The sequence below is a fragment of the Sphingorhabdus sp. EL138 genome, from assembly GCF_945882965.1.
Taxonomy (GTDB): Bacteria; Pseudomonadota; Alphaproteobacteria; order Sphingomonadales; family Sphingomonadaceae; genus Sphingorhabdus_B.
The window spans coordinates 17,444-35,802 of record NZ_CAMCWY010000025.1 but is presented as its reverse complement, the minus strand read 5'-3'; the positions used below and the strand labels follow the sequence as shown (position 1 = coordinate 35,802).

Below are 18,359 nucleotides of genomic sequence, written 5' to 3'. Positions count from 1 at the left end.
TCGTCCCTCCCTGCGCCAGCACAATCTCTGCTTCACGCAGCTTGCCGATAATCTCCTCCGGCGTGTGTTTCTTGCATGGCATTCGTCTTTTCCTTCCGTGTCCAAAATAACATAGATTTTGGACCAACCAGAAGGGGGCAGGTCAATTTGGATGGGTGGTCCAGTTCCGCTGGGGTACAACGTCATGGACCGAAAGTTGGTGGTCAATGAGGCCGAAGCCGAGCAGGTCCGACACATCATGCAACTTTACCTCAAAGCAGGCTCTGTTCCTGAACTGGTCGACGCACTTACCAAGAACGGCCACCATACCAAAGTCCAACAGCCGAAAGATGGCGGGACGAGAGGCGGGGTCCACTTCAAGCGCGGTAATCTTTATCACCTTTTGTCCAATCGCATCTATCGAGGCATGACCGTGCACAAGGGTGAAGCCTTCCAAGGCGAGCATGAAGCCATCGTTGCTGAAGAGCTGTGGGGCCAAGTTCAAGTCAAATTGGCAAAGCAAGGGCAGGGCGGTAGCTCGCGCAAGATATCTCCCCGAACAGGCGTGCTGGCAGGCCTTATATATGATGGAGAGGGCAGGGCGATGGTCCTTACCCATACGCAGAAAGGCAATCGCCGCTTCCATTATTATGCGAACCGCTATGAAACTTTGGGCGACAATACAGCGTCACGGGTCAGCGCCCGGGATATCGAGAACATAGTCGTTGACCAGCTCTCCCAGACGCTGGCGTCCGGCAGCCAGATGCAGAGCATGTTGCTGGACGGCTCTTACACAAGTGAGCAGCTGCACAATGTGATTTCGCGATGCGGCAAAGTGGCGGCTGAACTCGGCGTTGCGAAATATTTATGGAAAAAGGAAGTGCTGCGGAATGTGATGAACCGTGTCGACCTGCATGACAACCGCGTGATTATCCGGATAGATAATCGCGGTCTGCTCAATATCATTAAGGCAGACATCTCAGTCCAACCCTCGCGCACAAATCTAACTATCGAACGTCAGGCCTTAAGGCTGCGTCGAGGGAAAGCCCTAAGACTAGTCATTCCGGCACCGCTATCAGGTGACCGTGTCCAGATGCGAGACGAGAGACTTACAGCTCTCATCGCGGAGTCCCGGGCAATCATGCAACAGATTACCGCTAATCTCAGCAAATCGATCCCGACTCTAGCAGCCGAAAAAGGCCGTTGCCGTGTTCGAATGATGAAGGTAGCCAAGCTGGCATGCCTCGATCCAGATATTGTCACTGCAATTGTGGAAGGGCGACAGCCATTAAAGCTCAGCCCAAGCAAACTTCTGGCCACTGATTTACCGCTGGCATGGGCGGATCAGAGGCGGGTCCTCGGGTTCGGTTAAGACCCAGCGTACATTAAAAGAAGTCTTTTTTTGGGCCCGTGAGACGGGCCCTCTTTTTTGGTCAAATGGTCTCACAACAGAGATAAGTTTGGCTTCTGCACGAATTTAGGGGGCGCTAAGGCCCGCAGAACTCCGCCGTTCATGGTGCCCGACGACAGAAGTCTCTGGAAAGTTGTGATTTTGCGGACTGCGTGGCGCGCCCTACAGGAGTCGAACCTGTGGCCTCAAGATTAGAAGTCTCGCGCTCTATCCAGCTGAGCTAAGGGCGCGCGCTGGTTTGCGCAATAACGGCTTTGCGCCGCCGTGCAAAGCTGCTTATGTCGATTCATGCACGATGATCTTATTATTGATGAAAACGCCAGCGCAGTAACCGGCCGCCAGTTTCGCTATTATGACTTCGTTATGGCTGCGTTTGTCGCCATTTTGTTGCTCTCGAACGTGATCGGGGCGGCCAAGCCTGCGGCGCTGACAATATCGGGCGAGCAATGGATTTTTGGCGCTGGAATATTATTTTTTCCCTTGGGCTACGTCATTGGCGACGTCCTGACGGAAGTCTACGGCTATGCGCACGCGCGCCGTGTTATCTGGGTTGGCTTTGCCGCGCTGCTCTTCATGGCGTTTATGAGTTGGGTTGTTGTTGCCCTGCCGCCTGCACCCGGTTGGGAAGGGCAGGCGGCATATGAAAGCGTCTTCGGGCAAGTTTGGCGGATCGTTATTGCATCAACCACGGCGTTTTGGGCGGGTGAGTTCGTAAACAGCTATGTGATGGCGCGCATGAAGATCTGGACGGCAGGAAAGCATTTATGGTCGCGCACCATTGGTTCAACGATTGTGGGTCAGGGCGTTGATAGCCTCATTTTTTATCCGCTCGCCTTTTGGGGGGTGTGGAGCAACGAGCAGGTTATGAGCGTTATGATTACCAACTGGCTCTTGAAAGTGGGTTGGGAAGTTGTGCTGACGCCCGTCACTTATGGTGTTGTTGGTTGGCTGAAGCGCAAAGAGGGCTTCGAAATATTCGACAAGGGCACGAACTTTTCACCCTTCAAAACAAAAGTTTAGAACGTCATGCAAGACCGTTTACAGCTTCTGGCCGAGCATTGGATCAGCTATAAAACCTGGCTGATCGAAACAGTTGGCCTGACCAATGATGCGATGCATGTTCATGGGGCGCTTTTGATCTTATGCTTGTCGGCTTTGGTGTTGCGGCGGCGACTCGACAGCCCTTGGTGCTGGTTAATCGTATGTATCGCTGAGTTGTTTAACGAATATGCCGATTTGCGCGGCGCTGCAGCTGGCGAGGCTACAATGGATGCAGCTCTGCATGATGTTTACAACACGATGTTTTGGCCGACTATGCTCTTGATATTGGGTCGTGTTTTATTCCCGCGAAAGAAAGCGCCACTTGTCAGCCCAGCAGCAATATCAAGCGATCTGCCGCACCAACCCCTCGAACAAGCGGCGGCCGTCTGACCCGCCATGCACAGCTTCAATCATGCGTTCCGGGTGTGGCATCATGCCCAACACATTTCCGGCAGCATTAAGCAAACCAGCGATGTTGCGGGCTGAACCATTGACATTTTCGGCGTAACGGAAGGCAACACGGCCTTCGCCCTCAAGCCTATCAAGCGTTTCAGTGTCAGCGAAATAATTGCCGTCATGATGCGCAACGGGAATTCGGACCTGTTCACCGGCGGAATAGCCGCTGGTAAAAACAGAGCGATTATTTTCGACCGTTAGCCCAACCGTTCGGCACACGAAGCGGATCCCGGCATTGCGCATGAGAGCGCCGGGCAGAAGACCTGCCTCTGTCAAAATCTGAAAGCCATTGCACACACCCAGAACTGGGACCCCGCGTTCTGCAGCCTTAATGACCGCATGCATAACCGGAGACCGCGCAGCCATGGCACCAGAGCGCAGATAGTCGCCATAAGAAAAGCCGCCGGGAATAGCGATAAGATCAAGCCCATCAGGCAGTTCGCCAGCGCCGTGCCAGACCAAAGTCGTTTCGGTACCGGTAATGTTGCGAATGGCAACGGCCATGTCACGATCACAATTAGAACCCGGAAATTGGATAACCGCCGCGCGCATCAGGCCTGCTCAATCTCGAAATTCTCAATAACCATATTGGCCAGTAACTTGGTGCACATCGATTCCAAGTCAGCCTTTGACACGCCCGGTTCATGATCAATTTCGATCAGGCGGCCCGCCCGGACGTCATGAACGCCCGAAAAACCTAAGCCCTCGATGGCGTGATGGATGGCTTTTCCTTGCGGGTCGAGAACACCGTTTTTCAATGTTACAAAAATGCGCGTTTTCATCAGGACCCGTCCATGTGCCAGTTTCCGTTGCTATAGATGTCGCCACGTGCGATTCAAGCCTAAGCTAATGCCAACCGAATTTTAACGCGGTTTGGAAAGTCCGGTCTATGCGAATAATGTAAAAAGCTAATGATTAACATTAGAAAAATCTATATAGGCCGGACGGGGGCGCAATCCAATTGCAGCGCCGCCATTTCATCTGACATAGCCGAGTCACAAATAGGCTGAGTGGATAAAATGAAAAAAACGGCACGGGCGGTAGTTATTGGCGGCGGCGTTGTAGGCGTGAGCACTTTATATCATCTCGCCAAAATGGGCTGGAGCGATGTTGTCTTGCTTGAGCGCAAGGAACTGACTTCGGGGTCCACATGGCATGCAGCCGGGCTTTTGCCCCTTTTTAACCTGAGTTATTCCGTGGGCAAGCTGCACCAATATTCGGTGGCTTTATATCCCACTTTGGAGGCTGAAACAGGGCTGCATGCGGGATTGTCGCAGGTCACAAATATCCGACTGGCCACAACCAAGGACCGGATGGACGAATATCATTATTATGCGGGCGTTGCGCGCACCATTGGTGTTGATGTCAACTTCCTAACGCCGGACCAAGTCAAGGATATTTGGCCGCTTGCCAATATGGACGGGGTCATTGGCGCGATTCAACATCCCGATGACGGTTACATCCAGCCTGCGGATCTGACGCAGGCGCTGGCAAAAGGTGCGCGGCAGCGCGGCGCGACGATTTATCGCAACACCACGGTTACGGGAATCACGCAGAAACCCAATGGCGAGTGGCTGGTTTCGACGGATCAGGGCGACATTGCGTGCGAGCATGTCATATCCTGTTCGGGCAACTTTGCGCGGCAAACAGGCGCAATGGTTGGGTTGGATATTCCTGTCATCCCGGTCGAGCACCAATATCTGGTGACGGAACAGCATCCCGCCATTATGGCGCGCAAAAAGGCGGGCCTGCCGGAAATGGGTGTGCTGCGCGAATCTGACGCGAGCTATTATATGCGTGAGGAAGCCGGTGGCCTGTTGCTTGGGCCCTATGAAGTTGGTGCCCCCGCTTGCTATGTTGATGGCCCTGCTGCGACCAGCGAATATGAACTGTTTCCCGATGCACTCGAACGGCTTGAACCGTATATCGTCGCTGCAATGAATCGCGTGCCTGCCTTTGGCGAAGTAGGCATCAAGAAAGTCTATAACGGCGCGATTGCCTACACGCCCGACGGATCGCCGATCATCGGGCCAGCATGGGGCCTCAAAAACTTTTGGTTGAACGAAGGTCACAGTTTCGGGATTACGGCCGCAGGCGGCGCGGGTTGGCAGTTGGCCCATTGGATTGTGGACGGGGAACCAACCATCGACATGATGGGCGTCGACCCACGCCGCTTTGGCGATTATGCCGGCAGGGGCTTTCTGATTGAAAAAAATGAGGAGGCCTATGCCAAGGTCTTCACTGTGCATTATCCGGATGAAGAGCGCGAAGCGGGTCGAGCGCTGCGACGCACGCCATGCTATGACCGGATGAAAGCGCTTGGCGGGGTGTTTGGCAGCGTGTTTGGTTGGGAGCGCCCCAACTGGTTTGCGCCCGCTGGCTTCGCATTAAGTGCAGCCGATCTCGACAAGCCGGATGTGTTGTTGAACGACAATCATCCCGTTGTACCGAACGAACCGGTTCGTGAAAAATGGTCGTTCCGCCGTTCCAATTATTTTGAACATGTCGGTAATGAATGCCTGCACGTGACGAAGCATGTCGGCATTCAGGATATGAGCGCCTTTGCGAAATGCGAGATATCGGGACCGGGTGCGGAAAGCTGGCTTGACCAATTGCTGACAAATGCCGTGCCCAAAAAGGTCGGGCGCGTGACTTTGTCCTATTTGCTCACAGGCAAAGGCGGCGTGCGAAGTGAATTCACAGTGTATAACGCCGCGCCGCAGCGTTATTATCTGGTGTCGGCAGGGGCATATGAACGGCATGACCATGACTATCTGAAAAAGGCCATGCCGACGGATGGTTCTGTCAATTTCGAACGGCTGACAACGTCCATGGGTGTGTTGGTACTTGCGGGCCCACGGTCACGCGATTTGCTGGCAAAGCTGACCGACACGGATTTGTCAAACGAGGCCTTCCCATGGCTGACGGGTAAGAAAATGAGCATTGGCCTTGCGCAAGTCGACGCGTTGCGGGTCAATTTCATTGGCGAGCTTGGCTGGGAAATCCACCATCCGATTGAAATGCAGAATTACATTTTCGACAGATTGATGGAGGCCGGCGCCGCGTTTAACATTAAGCCATTTGGCATCCGCGCAATGACGTCGATGGCGCTAGAAAAAAGCTACAAGCTAATCCCGCGTGAGTTGTCGGTTGAATATTCCGCTTATGAAAGCGGCTTGGATCGTTTCATCAGCCTCAAAAAACTATCATTTTTTGGACGCGAAGCATTGCTGGCGTGGAAAGAAAGCGGCAGCGCGAACCAGTTGGTCACGATGGAAGTCCATGGTGTCACTGATGCAGACGCGCGCGGGTCAGAGCCGATTTATAAGGGGGAAGACGTGGTTGGCCGCGTGACATCGGGTGGCTATGGTTGGCGCGTCGGTAAATCGCTTGCCCTTGCCATGGTCCGGCCAGATTTGGCGGTGCCGGGCGCGGAATTGGAAATCGTCATTTTGGGCGTTCGGCATAAAGCGACGATCATAACCGATTCACCCTTCGATCCTGATAATATGGCACTTAGGAGCTAAACGCGTGTCGCATTTCGCCCCGATCGCCAACTGGCTTTCCAATGACCGTAAAGGTCACACGCTGCCGCGTGGATTGTACGTCAGCGATGATGCGTTCGCATTCGACACGCAGGTCATGCTTAAATCAGTCTGGTTATATGCCTGCACCGTTGCCCATGTAAAAAATGTGGGCGATTATTTCGTGTTCGAGCTAGCGGGTAATTCCATTATCATACTGCGGGGACGCGACAATGAAGTCCGGGCATTCTGGAACAGTTGCCGCCACCGCGGTGCGAAAATCTGTCTCGAACAGAGCGGTCGTGCGCCGCGGTTGATGTGCCCTTACCATCAATGGACCTATGGCCTCGACGGCAAGCTTCTCGCTGCGCGCAGCATGGTGGAGGATTTCGACAAGGCAGACCATGGCCTGAACCCGGTTGCGCTGGAAAATGTCGGCGGGCTGATCTTCATCTGCCTAAACGACAATCCGCCGCCGATTGATCGGGTGAAGGCTGACATTACGGATCAGATTGCAGTGTATGACCTCGAAAAGCTAAAGATTGCGGTGCAGGATGATTATATCGAAGACGCCAATTGGAAGCTGGTGATGGAGAATAATCGCGAATGCTATCATTGCGATGTCGGTCATCCCGAATTGATCAGCGTGCTGGGCACCACTGGCTTTGGCAAGGATGCGCCTGCCGATGATTATCTGGAAGCAAAGCGCGCGGAATGGCAGGCGTTGGGCATTGACCATGAGCTAATAGAGTTTCCTGATGGTTGGTGGCACCGGATTGCCCGATTGGCATTGGCCAATGGCGCAGTGACGCAATCGATAGACGGCAAGCTTGCGTGCCAGAAATTGATTGGGCCATTTAAGGCGCCGGAAACCTCCAGCCTCTCGGTCTGGACACAGCCCAATAGCTGGCATCATTTTTGTTGCGACCATGTGGTCACATTTTCGCTGACGCCGATTGGCCCGGACAAAACTCTGCTGCGGACAAGCTGGTTGGTGCATGAGGATGCTGTTGAAGGGGTTGATTATGATCCTGATCATCTGGCCGCGTTGTGGCGGGCCACGAATGTGCAAGATGGACATTTTTCTATGGTCAATCATCAAGGCATTGCCAATGACGGCTATGTCCAAGGCCCCTATGCACTGGAGGAAAAGCTGGTGGAGGATTTCAAAAATTTCTATGTCGACCGAGCCAATGCGGCGTTGAAGGCGGAGACAATATGACGACACTTCCCATATCAGGCTCGATAAAGATGACGGGTGACGGCTGGAAGCCGGGCAAGCGGTCTGGTGAGACGAACCTTTCGCTTATCGACGACCCGCGCGGGTACCGCACGATGGTTACGAAAATTGCCCAAGGCCCGTTGGGCGAGAGGCACGCACATGACGAGATCGAGCAAATCTACGTCATTGAAGGTGATTTTTTTGACGATGATGCCAGCTATGGCCCAGGTGATTTCGTACTGCGTATGCCGGGCACGATGCATCGGGCCGGCAGCAAAAGCGGCTGTACAATGGTAATCGTTTACGCTCCTTTGGTTGCGGGTGCCACATGACCCGCTTCAGCGCATTCAGCCTGTTTGCCAAAGCCTTAAGCGGGCATCAAAATTGGCCTGAACAATGGCCCGATGCTGCGCCTAAGCCAGCTTATGATGCGATCATCGTCGGTGGCGGCGGGCATGGTCTGGGCGCAGCATATTATCTCGCCAAGAAATATGGGATTACCAATGTTGCCGTGCTTGAAAAGGGTTGGATTGGTGGCGGCAATACCGGACGGAACACGACGATCATCCGCTCCAACTATCTGTATGACGAAAGCGCGCATCTCTACGACCATGCGGTGAAACTGTGGGATGGCCTCAGTCAGGAGCTTAACTATAACATCATGTTTTCCAAGCGCGGCGTCATGATGCTCGCGCACAATGTGCATGACGTGCAAAGCCTTCAACGGCACATTAATGCCAATCGCCTCAATGGCGTTGATAATGAATGGCTGACGCCCGAACAGGCTAAAGCCTATTGCCCGCCATTAAACATATCGCCAGATGCCCGGCACCCTGTCTTGGGGGCTGCGCTGCAACGGCGCGGCGGCACTGCGCGGCATGACTCGGTGGCCTGGGGCTATGCGCGTGCGGCTGCTGCTTTGGGTGTCGATATCATTCAGAACTGCGCCGTCACTGGTATTCGCCGCGACGCCAATGGCGCAGTAGAGGGCGTTGAGACCACGCGGGGCTATATCGCATCCAAGCGTGTCGGCGTGTCGGCGGCGGGTAACACGTCGGTGATCATGCACATGGCGGGCCTCGATTTTCCGCTGGAAAGTTACCCGTTGCAGGCGCTGGTTTCTGAACCCATCAAGCCAACCTTCCCATGTGTCGTGATGTCGAACACCGTCCACGCCTATATGAGCCAGTCTGACAAAGGCGAGTTGGTGATTGGCGCGGGAACGGACCAATATGTGAGCTATTCGCAACGCGGCGCTCTGCACATTGTGGAACATACGCTGGCGGCCATTTGCGAGATTTTTCCGATTTACCGTCGGATGCGGATGTTGCGAACATGGGGTGGCATCGTCGATGTGACGCCGGATCGCTCGCCGATCTTGGGTAAGACGCCGGTCAAGGGGTTGTACGTCAACTGCGGTTGGGGCACGGGCGGGTTTAAGGCCACGCCGGGTGCCGGGGATTTGCTGGCCTACACAATGGCAAAGGATGAACCGCATTATATCAATGCCCCCTTCAACCTCGACCGGTTCCGCAATGGGCGCTTGATTGACGAAGCGGCTGCAGCAGCGGTGGCGCATTGATATGATCCTGATCCACTGCCCTTATTGCGACGAGAAACGTCCAGAAATTGAATTTGCCAATGCAGGACAGGCGCACATAGCGCGACCGCTCGACCCATCAGGTCAAACTGATGCGGAGTGGGAGGCCTATCTGTTCATCCGCGCCAACCCGCGTGGCCGGCATCATGAACGGTGGCGGCATGTGCATGGTTGCGGGCGTTTTTTTAACGCGGTGCGTGATACCGTGACCGATAAATTTGAAGCAACCTATAAAGCCGGGGAGCCTCGCCGATGACTGGCTTTCGCCTAGAAACTGGCGGGCGCGTAGACCGAAGCCAGCCGGTTCGATTTCATTTTGATGGCAAGACCTTTCAGGGCTTTGCGGGGGATAGTTTGGCGTCGGCTTTGCTCGCCAATGGTGTCATGCTGTTTGGCAGATCCTTCAAATATCACCGCCCGCGCGGGCTAGTTGCGGCGGGCAGTGAGGAGCCAAATGCCCTGATTTCGGTCAATCGCGGGCTAGGGCGATTTACCCCGAATTTGCGCGCGACGGGTGTTGAAATCCATAATGGGCTCAAGGCGTTTAGTCAAAATCGTTGGCCATCTTTGGAAATGGATTTCGGTGCGATCAACGACCGGCTGGGCATGTTTCTTCCGGCAGGTTTTTACAACAAAACGTTCATGTGGCCGCGTTCGTTTTGGGACAAGGTGTATGAGCCCGCCATTCGCAAAATGGCAGGACTTGGCGATGCGCCGACAGCCGAAGATCCCGATGTCTATGCATCAACCTACGCCCATTGCGATCTGTTGATTATCGGCGCAGGGCCCGCCGGTATCGACGCCGCGCTTGGTTCTATGGATTCAAACAAGCGCATCATCCTGATGGATGAGCAAGATGAATTGGGTGGCGGCGCTTTGGCTGACCCGTCATTATGGCCATGGCTTGAGCGTAGCGTGAAAGCGTTAAGCGATGCACCCAATGTTACGATCCTGACGCGTACGACGGCGTTTGGTTATTATCACGACAATTTCATAGGTGCTGTGCAGCGGTTGATCGATCATCTTCCTGAAATCGAAGATATGCCAAGGGAAAAGCTGTGGCGCATCCGGGCAGACGAAGTCGTGCTTGCGCAAGGTGCCATTGAACGACCGATTGTTTTTGGTGGCAATGATACGCCCGGCGTGATGCTTTCGTCCGCTGCGAAGGTCTATGCCAATCGGTTCGGCGTGGCCGTTGGCAAAGCGCTAGCGTTAATGGCGTCGCACGATAGCGGCTGGCATGATATGTTTGCACTGGCCAAAGCGGGTGTTGGCATTTCAGCCATTATCGATGTCCGCGAAAGCGTCGATAGCGCGCTTATGCATGAGGCGGACCGTCTTGGCATCACCGTTTATTTGAACCACGGCGTGGTTGGCGTGAATGGCAGGCACGGCGTCAGGTCCGTCGACATCTGCGATTATGGTAATCAACAGGTTCGCCGGATTGATACGGATGCGCTGTTAATGGCGGGTGGCTGGACGCCAAGCGTGCATTTATGGTCGCACAGCAAGGGCAGCCTGAAATGGCGCGATGACCTGGGCGCTTATGTGCCTGATCAGCCAAATGAAAATGTCGTCTGTGTTGGCGGATGTTCGGGCGATTGGGATTTTGGCAAGGGCGCGATTATCGATATGTTGCCGACGCCAAAGGACCAAAGCCGGATAAAGGCATTCGTCGATTTCCAGAATGATGTGACGGCAAAGGACATCAAGCTTGCGGTGCGTGAGGGCTTTCGCTCCATCGAGCATATCAAGCGTTACACCACCAACGGTATGGCGACCGACCAAGGCAAGACGTCCAACCTCAACGGTTTGCAAATCGCTTCGTCTGCGTTGAATCAGCCTGTCCCTGATATCGGGCTCACGAGCTTTCGTCCGCCTTACACGCCGCAGACATTTGGGGCATTGGCCGGACATGCCAAAGGGGCGTTGTTCCAACCCACACGGACAACCAATATCGATAGCTGGGCGCAGGCACATGGCGCCGTATTTGAACTGGTCGCGCAATGGCGAAGGGCACGTTACTTCCCTAAGCCAAATGAAAATATGCATGCAGCCGTGAACCGCGAATGTATTGCTGTGCGGTCATCGCTTGGTATTTTTGATGCATCGACGCTGGGTAAGATTGAGGTCGTTGGCCCTGACGCCGCCGAATTCCTGAACCGCATGTATACCAATCCGTGGAAGGCGCTTGAGCCCGGGCGGTGTCGGTATGGCCTGCTGTTGAAGGAAGATGGTTTCATCACCGATGACGGTGTGTCGGCACGGCTGGCGCACGATAGGTTTCACCTAACAACGACGACAGGCGGCGCGGCGCGCGTGCTGAACATGATGGAGGATTATCTCCAGACCGAATGGCCCGACCTAGACGTATGGTTGACGAGCACGACCGAGCAATATGCTGTCATCGCCCTGCAAGGCCCGAATGCGCGCAAGGTGCTTGAACCACTGGTGGAGGGCATTGACCTGTCCGCAGAAGCCTTTCCACATATGGCAATCCGTGAGGGCAGGATATGCGGCATTGAAACGCGCTTGTTCCGCGTGAGCTTTACCGGTGAACTGGGCTTTGAGATCAACGTGCCGACGGCTTATGGACGGGCTGTATGGGAACAATTGATGGCGCAGGGCGCGCAATATGACATCACGCCTTATGGTACCGAGGCGATGCATGTTTTGCGCGCAGAAAAAGGCTTCATCATTGTCGGCCAAGATACAGATGGCACAATAACACCCTTTGACGCTGGTCTTGATTGGGCGGTGGGCAAGAAAAAGCCTGACTTTGTAGGCAAGCGATCCATGGCACGCCCTGATATCGTCGCGCCGGGACGTAAGCAATTGGTCGGCCTGCTGACCGACGACCCGCATATTGTGTTACAGGAAGGCGCGCAGATTGTTGCTGACCCCAACCAACCCATCCCGATGACAATGATTGGTCATGTGACATCATCCTATTGGAGCGAAACGCTTGGCCGTTCGATTGCGATGGCATTGGTCGCTGGTGGACATGATATGACGGGCGACACGCTACATATTCCGATGCCAGGCAAGACGCATACCGCCAAAGTCAGCGGCGTTGTTTTCTACGACCCGAAAGGAGCTCGGCTGAATGTCTGACGCCCTTATTCGTCATGAGCCTGTTTCCGAAACCCCCTGTGTAGCGCACGGTGTCCGTATCAGCCTTGCGCCGCCCATGCAGCGTTACACGCTGCGGGCCCGCTATGCGCAGGATTTGGAACGCGTATTCAAGGTCAAAATACCATCGAAAATCGGCGCATCCGAAGGTGGCATCATGTGCCTTGGCCCCGACGAATGGTATCTACGCCGCCAGGCGGGCGCGACCATCCCGACAAGTGAAGGCCTGCCCGTGGCTGTTGCAGATGTTAGCGAACGGTCCATCTGCCTTGTTATCGAAGGTCCGCGTGCAGCGGAGATTTTGATGTCGGGATGCCCGCTTGATCTGGACCAATTTGCGGTCGGTCGGGCCACGCGGACCATTTATGAAACGGTCGAAATCATCCTTATTCGTGAGGCAGAAGATCGTTTCCATGTCGAAGTCTGGCGCAGTTTCGCGGCATGGCTTTGGATGGCGATGACAACGGCGGCACGCCATTGACCGAGCGGCATCGCACCTTTGGGGGAGGGTTCAATGGCAGATTGGGATAAGGCAATCGATCTGGGCAATTATGGCCAGTCCAACCGTAATTGGGCCGGGATGCACATCAACCCTGCTGTATTCTTGCCCACGGCATTCATTTCCTTCGCTGTCATATTATTCAGCCTGATTGCGCCAGAGGCGTCGACGGACCTATTCGCGGCATTGCGTAGCGGTGCGGTTTCCCATTTCGACTGGTTCTTCATGACGTCGGGCAACCTGTTGTTGCTGTTTTGTGTCGTCGTGGCCGTGTCGCCACTTGGTAAAATCCGCTTAGGCGGCAAAGGCGCATCGCCCGACTATTCGCGATTGTCTTGGTTTGCGATGTTGTTCGGTGCGGGCATGGGCATCGGCCTTGTTTTTTATGGCGTTGGCGAACCGGTTACCCATTTCACCTCGGCCATGGCAGGCGGACCTGCCGCGCCATTGGGAGGAGCCGTTGGCGATGCTGCTGCTGCACGCAGCATCGCGATGGCGGCGACCATATTTGACTGGGCGCTTCACCCTTGGGCGATTTTCGCCGTCACCGGCCTTGCGCTTGCGGTGTTCCATTTTAACTTCAACATGCCGCTGTCCATGCGCTCGGCATTCTACCCCTTATTCGGCAAGGCTGTGTGGGGCCGCACTGGGGATGTGATCGAGATTCTCGCGGTACTTGCTACAATCTTTGGGCTTGCTACATCTCTTGGGCTTGGCGCGCAGCAAGCGATGGCAGGGATTGCCTATCTGTATAATGTGACGAGCTCGTCACTGATGATCCTAGCGCTCATCCTCGTGATGGCGGGTATCACCTTTCTGTCGATCCGGGGCGGTATTGACCGGGGCATCCGGATTTTGAGCGAAGTGAACATGTGGGTTGCTTTTGCCTTATTGATCTTTGTTTTGACCACGGGCTCAACGCTTCAACTCCTTGGCGACCTTGCCAACAACATTTATAACTATCTTAAACTGCTCCCCGCATTATCCAACCCGCTGGGGCGCACGGACACCGGTTTTTACAATGATTGGTCGGTTTATTATTGGGCGTGGTGGATGAGCTGGGCACCCTTTGTCGGCATGTTCATGGCGCGTATTTCATTGGGCCGGACGGTGCGTGAATTTATTGCCGGGGCGGTCATTTCGCCAAGCTTGCTTGGCATATTGTGGCTGACCATTTTTGGCGACGCTAGCATTGCGCAGATCGTTGCCGGCAATGGTACGGACTTGGCCAAAGCATCGCTCGACACGCAATTATTTGTGCTGCTGGGCACTTTGCCTTGGGCGCAATTCACGTCCTTTGTTGCGGTTGGCCTCATCCTTATCTTTTTCGTGACAGGGTGGGATTCTGGAACGTTGGTAATTGATACGATGACAGCGGGCGGACGCACCGATACGCTGCTGCGGCAAAAGACGATCTGGCTTGTCGCGGTTGGGGGTATCGGCGTCCTTCTTCTCCTCAATGGCGGTCTGACCTCGCTTCAGGCAGGTGCCATTGCCACGGGCTTGCCCTTGGCCTTCATCTTGCTGGTCATGTGCGTTGGCACATTAAAAGGCTTGCTGGCATTACATCGGCATCCGGTTAGCGACAATGTCGCGGCAAAGTGATGCAAGCATGCAACGCCGATGAAACATAATCCGCCCATGTCGAAAATGCATAGTATTATTACGTAAAGTCTCGAATACCCATTAGCGTAGGTAATATTAGCCATTGGCTATGCCTAAGCGCTTGGAGGGGCCGCTGTATGAAATTGCCGCAGGAATTCGATCTGCACGCATTGGAAGTGTTCATCATGACCGTCGAACTTGGCGGCATGTCGCAATGCGCCGCGCATCTGCAGGTCACGCAATCGGCGGTTTCGCAAACGATTGCCCGGCTTGAAACCGGTATTGGCGCGTCCTTATTTGACCGCACGATGCGCCCATTGGGTTTGACGGCGAGCGGAAAATCGCTGTTTGCGCGTGGTCACAAGCTGATCGCCCATGCCCGCCTTACATATGATGAAGTCCGCGAAGGCGCAAACCTGCCAATTTCGAGCGTCACTGTCGCAATGTCCTTCAGTCTGGCCAACGAACTTACCGCGCCTATTCTTCAACATCTTGGGCCGCGGGCAGACCGGTGGAATATCCGATCGGGTATATCGCTAGAGCATCAAGGCGAATTTCTGGCGCGGGACATCGACATGATGGTGACCGGCAGCTTCAGCCTTGAACATCGCGACACGGTGGAACTGCATCCGGTGTTCGAGGAAAGCTTCATTCTGGTGTTCCCGAGAGATTTTCGCGAGCCATTGGATATAAGCGGCGTTCCATCATCATTGCCATTGATCCGTTTTTCCCGCCTGACGGGTACAGGCCAGCAAATCGAACGCCAGATTGTCCGGATGAAATTGAAACTGCCGCAGATGGTCGAAGTGGAATCGTCGCATCAGCAATTGGCGTTGGTCGCCGCAGGCATCGGATGGACAATCACGACGCCGGTATGCCTGGCGGCTGTGCCGGAATTGCTACCCGATCTGCGCGCCGAACCGATGACGCGTGGGCGCTTCTCCCGCGCAGTTCAGGTTGTGGCGCGGATGGATGAACTGGGCGATATTCCGCAGCGCACGGCGACTTTATGCCAGCAGGTTTTGCGCGAAAAAACCTTCCCGCCGTTGATTGCCGAATATCCCTGGATGGCCCAACAATTGGCTTGGCCCGCTCCAACGCTGGACGGCGCGGAGATGATGGCATGATCCGCTGCATCTGGCTTGCTTGCCTGGCCTTGCTCCCCGCGCCAATCCACGCGGGCGTTCCGAGTATGCCGGGCGTTGACGCGCCGGAACTTGCGGCCTTAGGTCCAAATAAGGTTGGTTTCCGTTCGGTCCTTTTGACCCATAAAAATCAGCCGGATGTCGAAAATGGGGCTTCCGGCGGCACCGAAGTTCCCCTTGTTAATCGCAAGTTGCGGGTGGATATTTGGTACCCCGCAACGGTCAAAAATGGCGCAAAGCCAGTTGTCTATCGCGGAAGCCTGTGGGCCGAACCACCGTTCCCGCCGGTAAACTTCTCGCAAAAGGGCATGGCGGTTAGCGGCGCGAAGGCAGCAGGCGGCAAGCATCCTTTGGTGATCATCAGCCATGGCTATAGCAACAATCCCGCCATGATGACGTGGTTGACGGAAAATTTGGCGTCCAAGGGATATGTCGTTGCCGCCATTCATCACCGTGACCCAAACCCCTATATCGTGTCGCCCAGTACCCGCGCCGCACCGAGTTTCAACCGACCGCGCGACATCGTTTTTGTCGCAAGCGAACTGCGCGCTGTTTTGGGCAACTTGATCGATGCGGATAATGTTGCGCTGATTGGCTATTCACAAGGCGGCTATGGCGTGCTGACCGCTGGCGGGGCATCGCTGGATCCGGCGGGGCCGAATATGGATCTGGTCGCGGGCGGCTGGCTCAAGACATTTGCGCGGGGGCGTGCGCAGGCCGATGCCATGGCGTTAAAAGGGGTGAAGGCCATCGTGGCATTGGCACCGGCTGGCGGCGCGCCACGCAGCGCATGGGGCGCAGAAGGTCTTGCCGCACTCACCGCGCCTTTGCTTCTGATTCACGGCGATAGTGACGCGACTGTTGACTATAAAACCGGCGCGCTTGCGGTCTTTGGTGGCGCTCTAAATAGTGATCGCACTTTGCTGACCTATAGGCAGGCGGGCCATTCGATTGCGCTCAATCCGGCCCCGTCCGAAATGCGCGGGACCGTGTGGGATATCGACTGGTTTGAAGACCCGATCTGGCGGCAGGACCGGATTAACGCCATCAACCTGCATTTCATCACCGCATTTCTGGCCGTGCATTTGCGACAAGACGCCAGCAAGGCGGCGTATCTGCATATGGCCGTTGAAAATTCGGATGACGGGCAATGGAATGCCCCTGCCGGAACAGCATGGGGCGCATATAGCCCCGGCGGCGAAGGCGTGACATTATGGAAGGGCTTCCAACGCCGCCATGCACAAGGGATGACCTTGCAGCATCAGGAAGCGGCGAAGTAACGATAGGGTCGCTCCGTCGGGCGTCAAAGAGCCAGACTTTTTTGCGAAGCGGCGGATATGCGCAAAGCCCGCCCGCCGCAAAGAAGGCCCCCAAAACCCCCAGAATTGCGTGCAAGTTCACACCCAAATCGCACTTGACCAGATTGCGCAATATGTCGGACGCGTAACAAAATTTCCTACAACATTGCGGCGAGAGAGAAGCTTGTATGAACGGGAAGTATTCTATGCCGCATTTGGCTGTCAAAGAACGTTGGAACATTATAGGAACAGGGAGTGATTGTCAACTTGGGTGGTGGTTGATCGGATGGTGACGCGACGTCAGAGCGATGTAAGGGACAGGCCTCCACAAAGAGCAATCGCTAAAAGCAGACGGTCCGCTCCCGACCCAATTGCGGACGGTCGCGTCAGGGAGCATCATGCGCACATGCTCGACCGACTCGGCCTTAGCCTTCCCATCATTCAGGCACCTATGGCGGGCGTCTCTACTCCTAAATTAGCCGCCGCTGTTTCAAATGCGGGGGGGCTTGGCTCAATTGGCGTTGGAGCAACCGACGCTGCCGGTGCGCGAGCGATGATTGAGGAGCTGCGCGCTCTTACGGAACGAGCGTTCAATGTGAATGTGTTCGTTCACGCCTGTCCGGAGCAGGACGCAGGTCGCGAAGCAGCGTGGCTATCTGCGCTTGCTCCCACGTTCAGGAAATTTGGTGCCAACCCACCTGCGGCACTGCGCGTTATCTATCGGAGCTTCCTTGAAGACGACCAAATGCTTCGCGCCTTAGTTGATCTTCGTCCTGCGGTGGTCAGCTTCCATTTTGGGTTTCCAGCGGCCGCACAGATAAAGGCGTTGAGGGATGCTGGTTGCTTCCTTGTCGCGACGGCGACGAGCCTTTCGGAAGCAGATGCTGCAAAAAACGCGGGCATTGATGCAGTCGTAGCCCAAGGCTTTGAGGCTGGGGGGCATCGTGGTATGTTCGACCCCGCTCTACCGGACGATTGCCTTGGCACGCTGGCGCTTACCCGCGTGCTTGTCAGGCGTGGGGGACTCCCCGTCATCGCTGCGGGCGGCATCATGGACGGGCAAAGCGTTAGAGCGGCGCTTAAACTCGGAGCTGTAGCGGCTCAGCTTGGAACGGCATTTATCGCTTGCCCAGAAAGCAGTGCTGACGACGCTTACCGCGCGGCCCTTTTCAGTAGTGCCGCTGAACACACGATCATGACCCGCGGCATCTCTGGTCGTCCTGCGCGTTGCTTGTCTAACGGGTTCACAGGCCTCGCACAGCAAGTGCCGCAATCCCCTCCGGACTACCCAATAGCTTATGATGCAGGAAAGGCGCTCGATGCCGCTGCAAAGGCATCGGGAGAGGGTGGTTTCGGAGCACATTGGGCAGGGCAAGGCGCACCGCTTGCGCGTTCCATTCCTGCGGCTGAACTGATCGCACAGCTGGCGAGAGAGATGCAGTCTTAG

Annotated in this window: 16 protein-coding genes and 1 tRNA gene; 14 read left to right on the top strand and 3 right to left on the bottom strand. The window is 55.3% G+C overall.

The genetic code is table 11. The annotated features are described in order from the left end of the window. Window positions 1-151: 151 nt before the first annotated feature. The gene (locus tag Q0N43_RS10530) at window positions 152-1,351 is read left to right on the top strand and encodes a recombinase family protein (RefSeq protein WP_295446125.1); all 1,200 of its coding nucleotides are present in this window, start codon (window positions 152-154) and stop codon (window positions 1,349-1,351) included. Between the two features lie 192 nt (window positions 1,352-1,543). Here Q0N43_RS10530 and Q0N43_RS10525 read toward each other — a convergent pair. Then, a tRNA-Arg gene (locus Q0N43_RS10525) sits at window positions 1,544-1,620 on the bottom strand. Between the two features lie 58 nt (window positions 1,621-1,678). On the opposite strand from Q0N43_RS10525, the gene Q0N43_RS10520 reads away from it, so the two are divergent. Together Q0N43_RS10520 and Q0N43_RS10515 are read left to right on the top strand one after the other, a co-directional pair. After that, window positions 1,679-2,410, top strand: a complete 732-nt coding sequence (locus Q0N43_RS10520; protein WP_295446123.1) for a queuosine precursor transporter — start codon at window positions 1,679-1,681, stop codon at window positions 2,408-2,410. 6 nt (window positions 2,411-2,416) lie between these two features. Further along, window positions 2,417-2,821, top strand: coding sequence for a hypothetical protein (locus Q0N43_RS10515; RefSeq protein ID WP_295446121.1), 405 nt, complete (start codon window positions 2,417-2,419; stop codon window positions 2,819-2,821). Here the strand turns inward: Q0N43_RS10515 and purQ are convergent. Both purQ and purS read right to left on the bottom strand, forming a co-directional pair. Continuing rightward, a complete protein-coding gene (gene purQ / locus Q0N43_RS10510; RefSeq protein WP_295446119.1) occupies window positions 2,774-3,439 on the bottom strand; it encodes a phosphoribosylformylglycinamidine synthase subunit PurQ in 666 nt (221 codons plus the stop codon). The genes Q0N43_RS10515 and purQ overlap by 48 nt on opposite strands. Further along, entirely contained in the window at window positions 3,439-3,669 is a 231-nt protein-coding gene (gene purS / locus Q0N43_RS10505; RefSeq protein WP_295446117.1) for a phosphoribosylformylglycinamidine synthase subunit PurS, read from the bottom strand. Before purS ends, purQ begins: the two co-directional genes overlap by 1 nt. 237 nt (window positions 3,670-3,906) lie before the next feature. Here purS and Q0N43_RS10500 point away from each other — a divergent pair, with 237 nt between their 5' ends. The 11 genes from Q0N43_RS10500 (at window position 3,907) to Q0N43_RS10450 (ending at window position 18,359) form a co-directional block, all read left to right on the top strand. Further along, a complete protein-coding gene (locus Q0N43_RS10500; RefSeq protein WP_295446115.1) occupies window positions 3,907-6,414 on the top strand; it encodes an FAD-dependent oxidoreductase in 2,508 nt (835 codons plus the stop codon). 4 nt (window positions 6,415-6,418) lie between these two features. Continuing rightward, entirely contained in the window at window positions 6,419-7,633 is a 1,215-nt protein-coding gene (locus Q0N43_RS10495; RefSeq protein WP_295446113.1) for an aromatic ring-hydroxylating dioxygenase subunit alpha, read from the top strand. Next, window positions 7,630-7,965 (top strand): cupin domain-containing protein, encoded by a 336-nt coding sequence (locus Q0N43_RS10490; RefSeq protein ID WP_295446111.1) that lies wholly within the window; start codon window positions 7,630-7,632, stop codon window positions 7,963-7,965. The genes Q0N43_RS10495 and Q0N43_RS10490 overlap by 4 nt, the downstream gene beginning before the upstream one ends. Next, the gene (locus tag Q0N43_RS10485) at window positions 7,962-9,215 is read left to right on the top strand and encodes a sarcosine oxidase subunit beta family protein (protein WP_295446109.1); all 1,254 of its coding nucleotides are present in this window, start codon (window positions 7,962-7,964) and stop codon (window positions 9,213-9,215) included. The genes Q0N43_RS10490 and Q0N43_RS10485 overlap by 4 nt, the downstream gene beginning before the upstream one ends. A gap of 1 nt (window position 9,216) precedes the next feature. Next, window positions 9,217-9,489, top strand: a complete 273-nt coding sequence (locus tag Q0N43_RS10480; RefSeq protein WP_295446107.1) for a sarcosine oxidase subunit delta — start codon at window positions 9,217-9,219, stop codon at window positions 9,487-9,489. Then, window positions 9,486-12,347, top strand: a complete 2,862-nt coding sequence (locus Q0N43_RS10475) for a 2Fe-2S iron-sulfur cluster-binding protein (RefSeq protein ID WP_295446105.1) — start codon at window positions 9,486-9,488, stop codon at window positions 12,345-12,347. Before Q0N43_RS10480 ends, Q0N43_RS10475 begins: the two co-directional genes overlap by 4 nt. Beyond that, window positions 12,340-12,846: a sarcosine oxidase subunit gamma family protein gene (locus Q0N43_RS10470; RefSeq protein ID WP_295446103.1), complete on the top strand. Its 507-nt coding sequence runs from the start codon at window positions 12,340-12,342 to the stop codon at window positions 12,844-12,846. The genes Q0N43_RS10475 and Q0N43_RS10470 overlap by 8 nt, the downstream gene beginning before the upstream one ends. Before the next feature lie 33 nt (window positions 12,847-12,879). Next, window positions 12,880-14,469, top strand: a complete 1,590-nt coding sequence (locus Q0N43_RS10465; protein WP_295446101.1) for a BCCT family transporter — start codon at window positions 12,880-12,882, stop codon at window positions 14,467-14,469. 137 nt (window positions 14,470-14,606) lie between these two features. Further along, window positions 14,607-15,596: a LysR family transcriptional regulator gene (locus Q0N43_RS10460; protein WP_295446099.1), complete on the top strand. Its 990-nt coding sequence runs from the start codon at window positions 14,607-14,609 to the stop codon at window positions 15,594-15,596. Beyond that, a complete protein-coding gene (locus Q0N43_RS10455; protein WP_295446097.1) occupies window positions 15,554-16,894 on the top strand; it encodes a dienelactone hydrolase in 1,341 nt (446 codons plus the stop codon). Before Q0N43_RS10460 ends, Q0N43_RS10455 begins: the two co-directional genes overlap by 43 nt. Window positions 16,895-17,318: 424 nt before the next feature. Then, complete coding sequence (locus tag Q0N43_RS10450) at window positions 17,319-18,359, top strand: nitronate monooxygenase (protein WP_295446095.1); 1,041 nt, start codon at window positions 17,319-17,321, stop codon at window positions 18,357-18,359.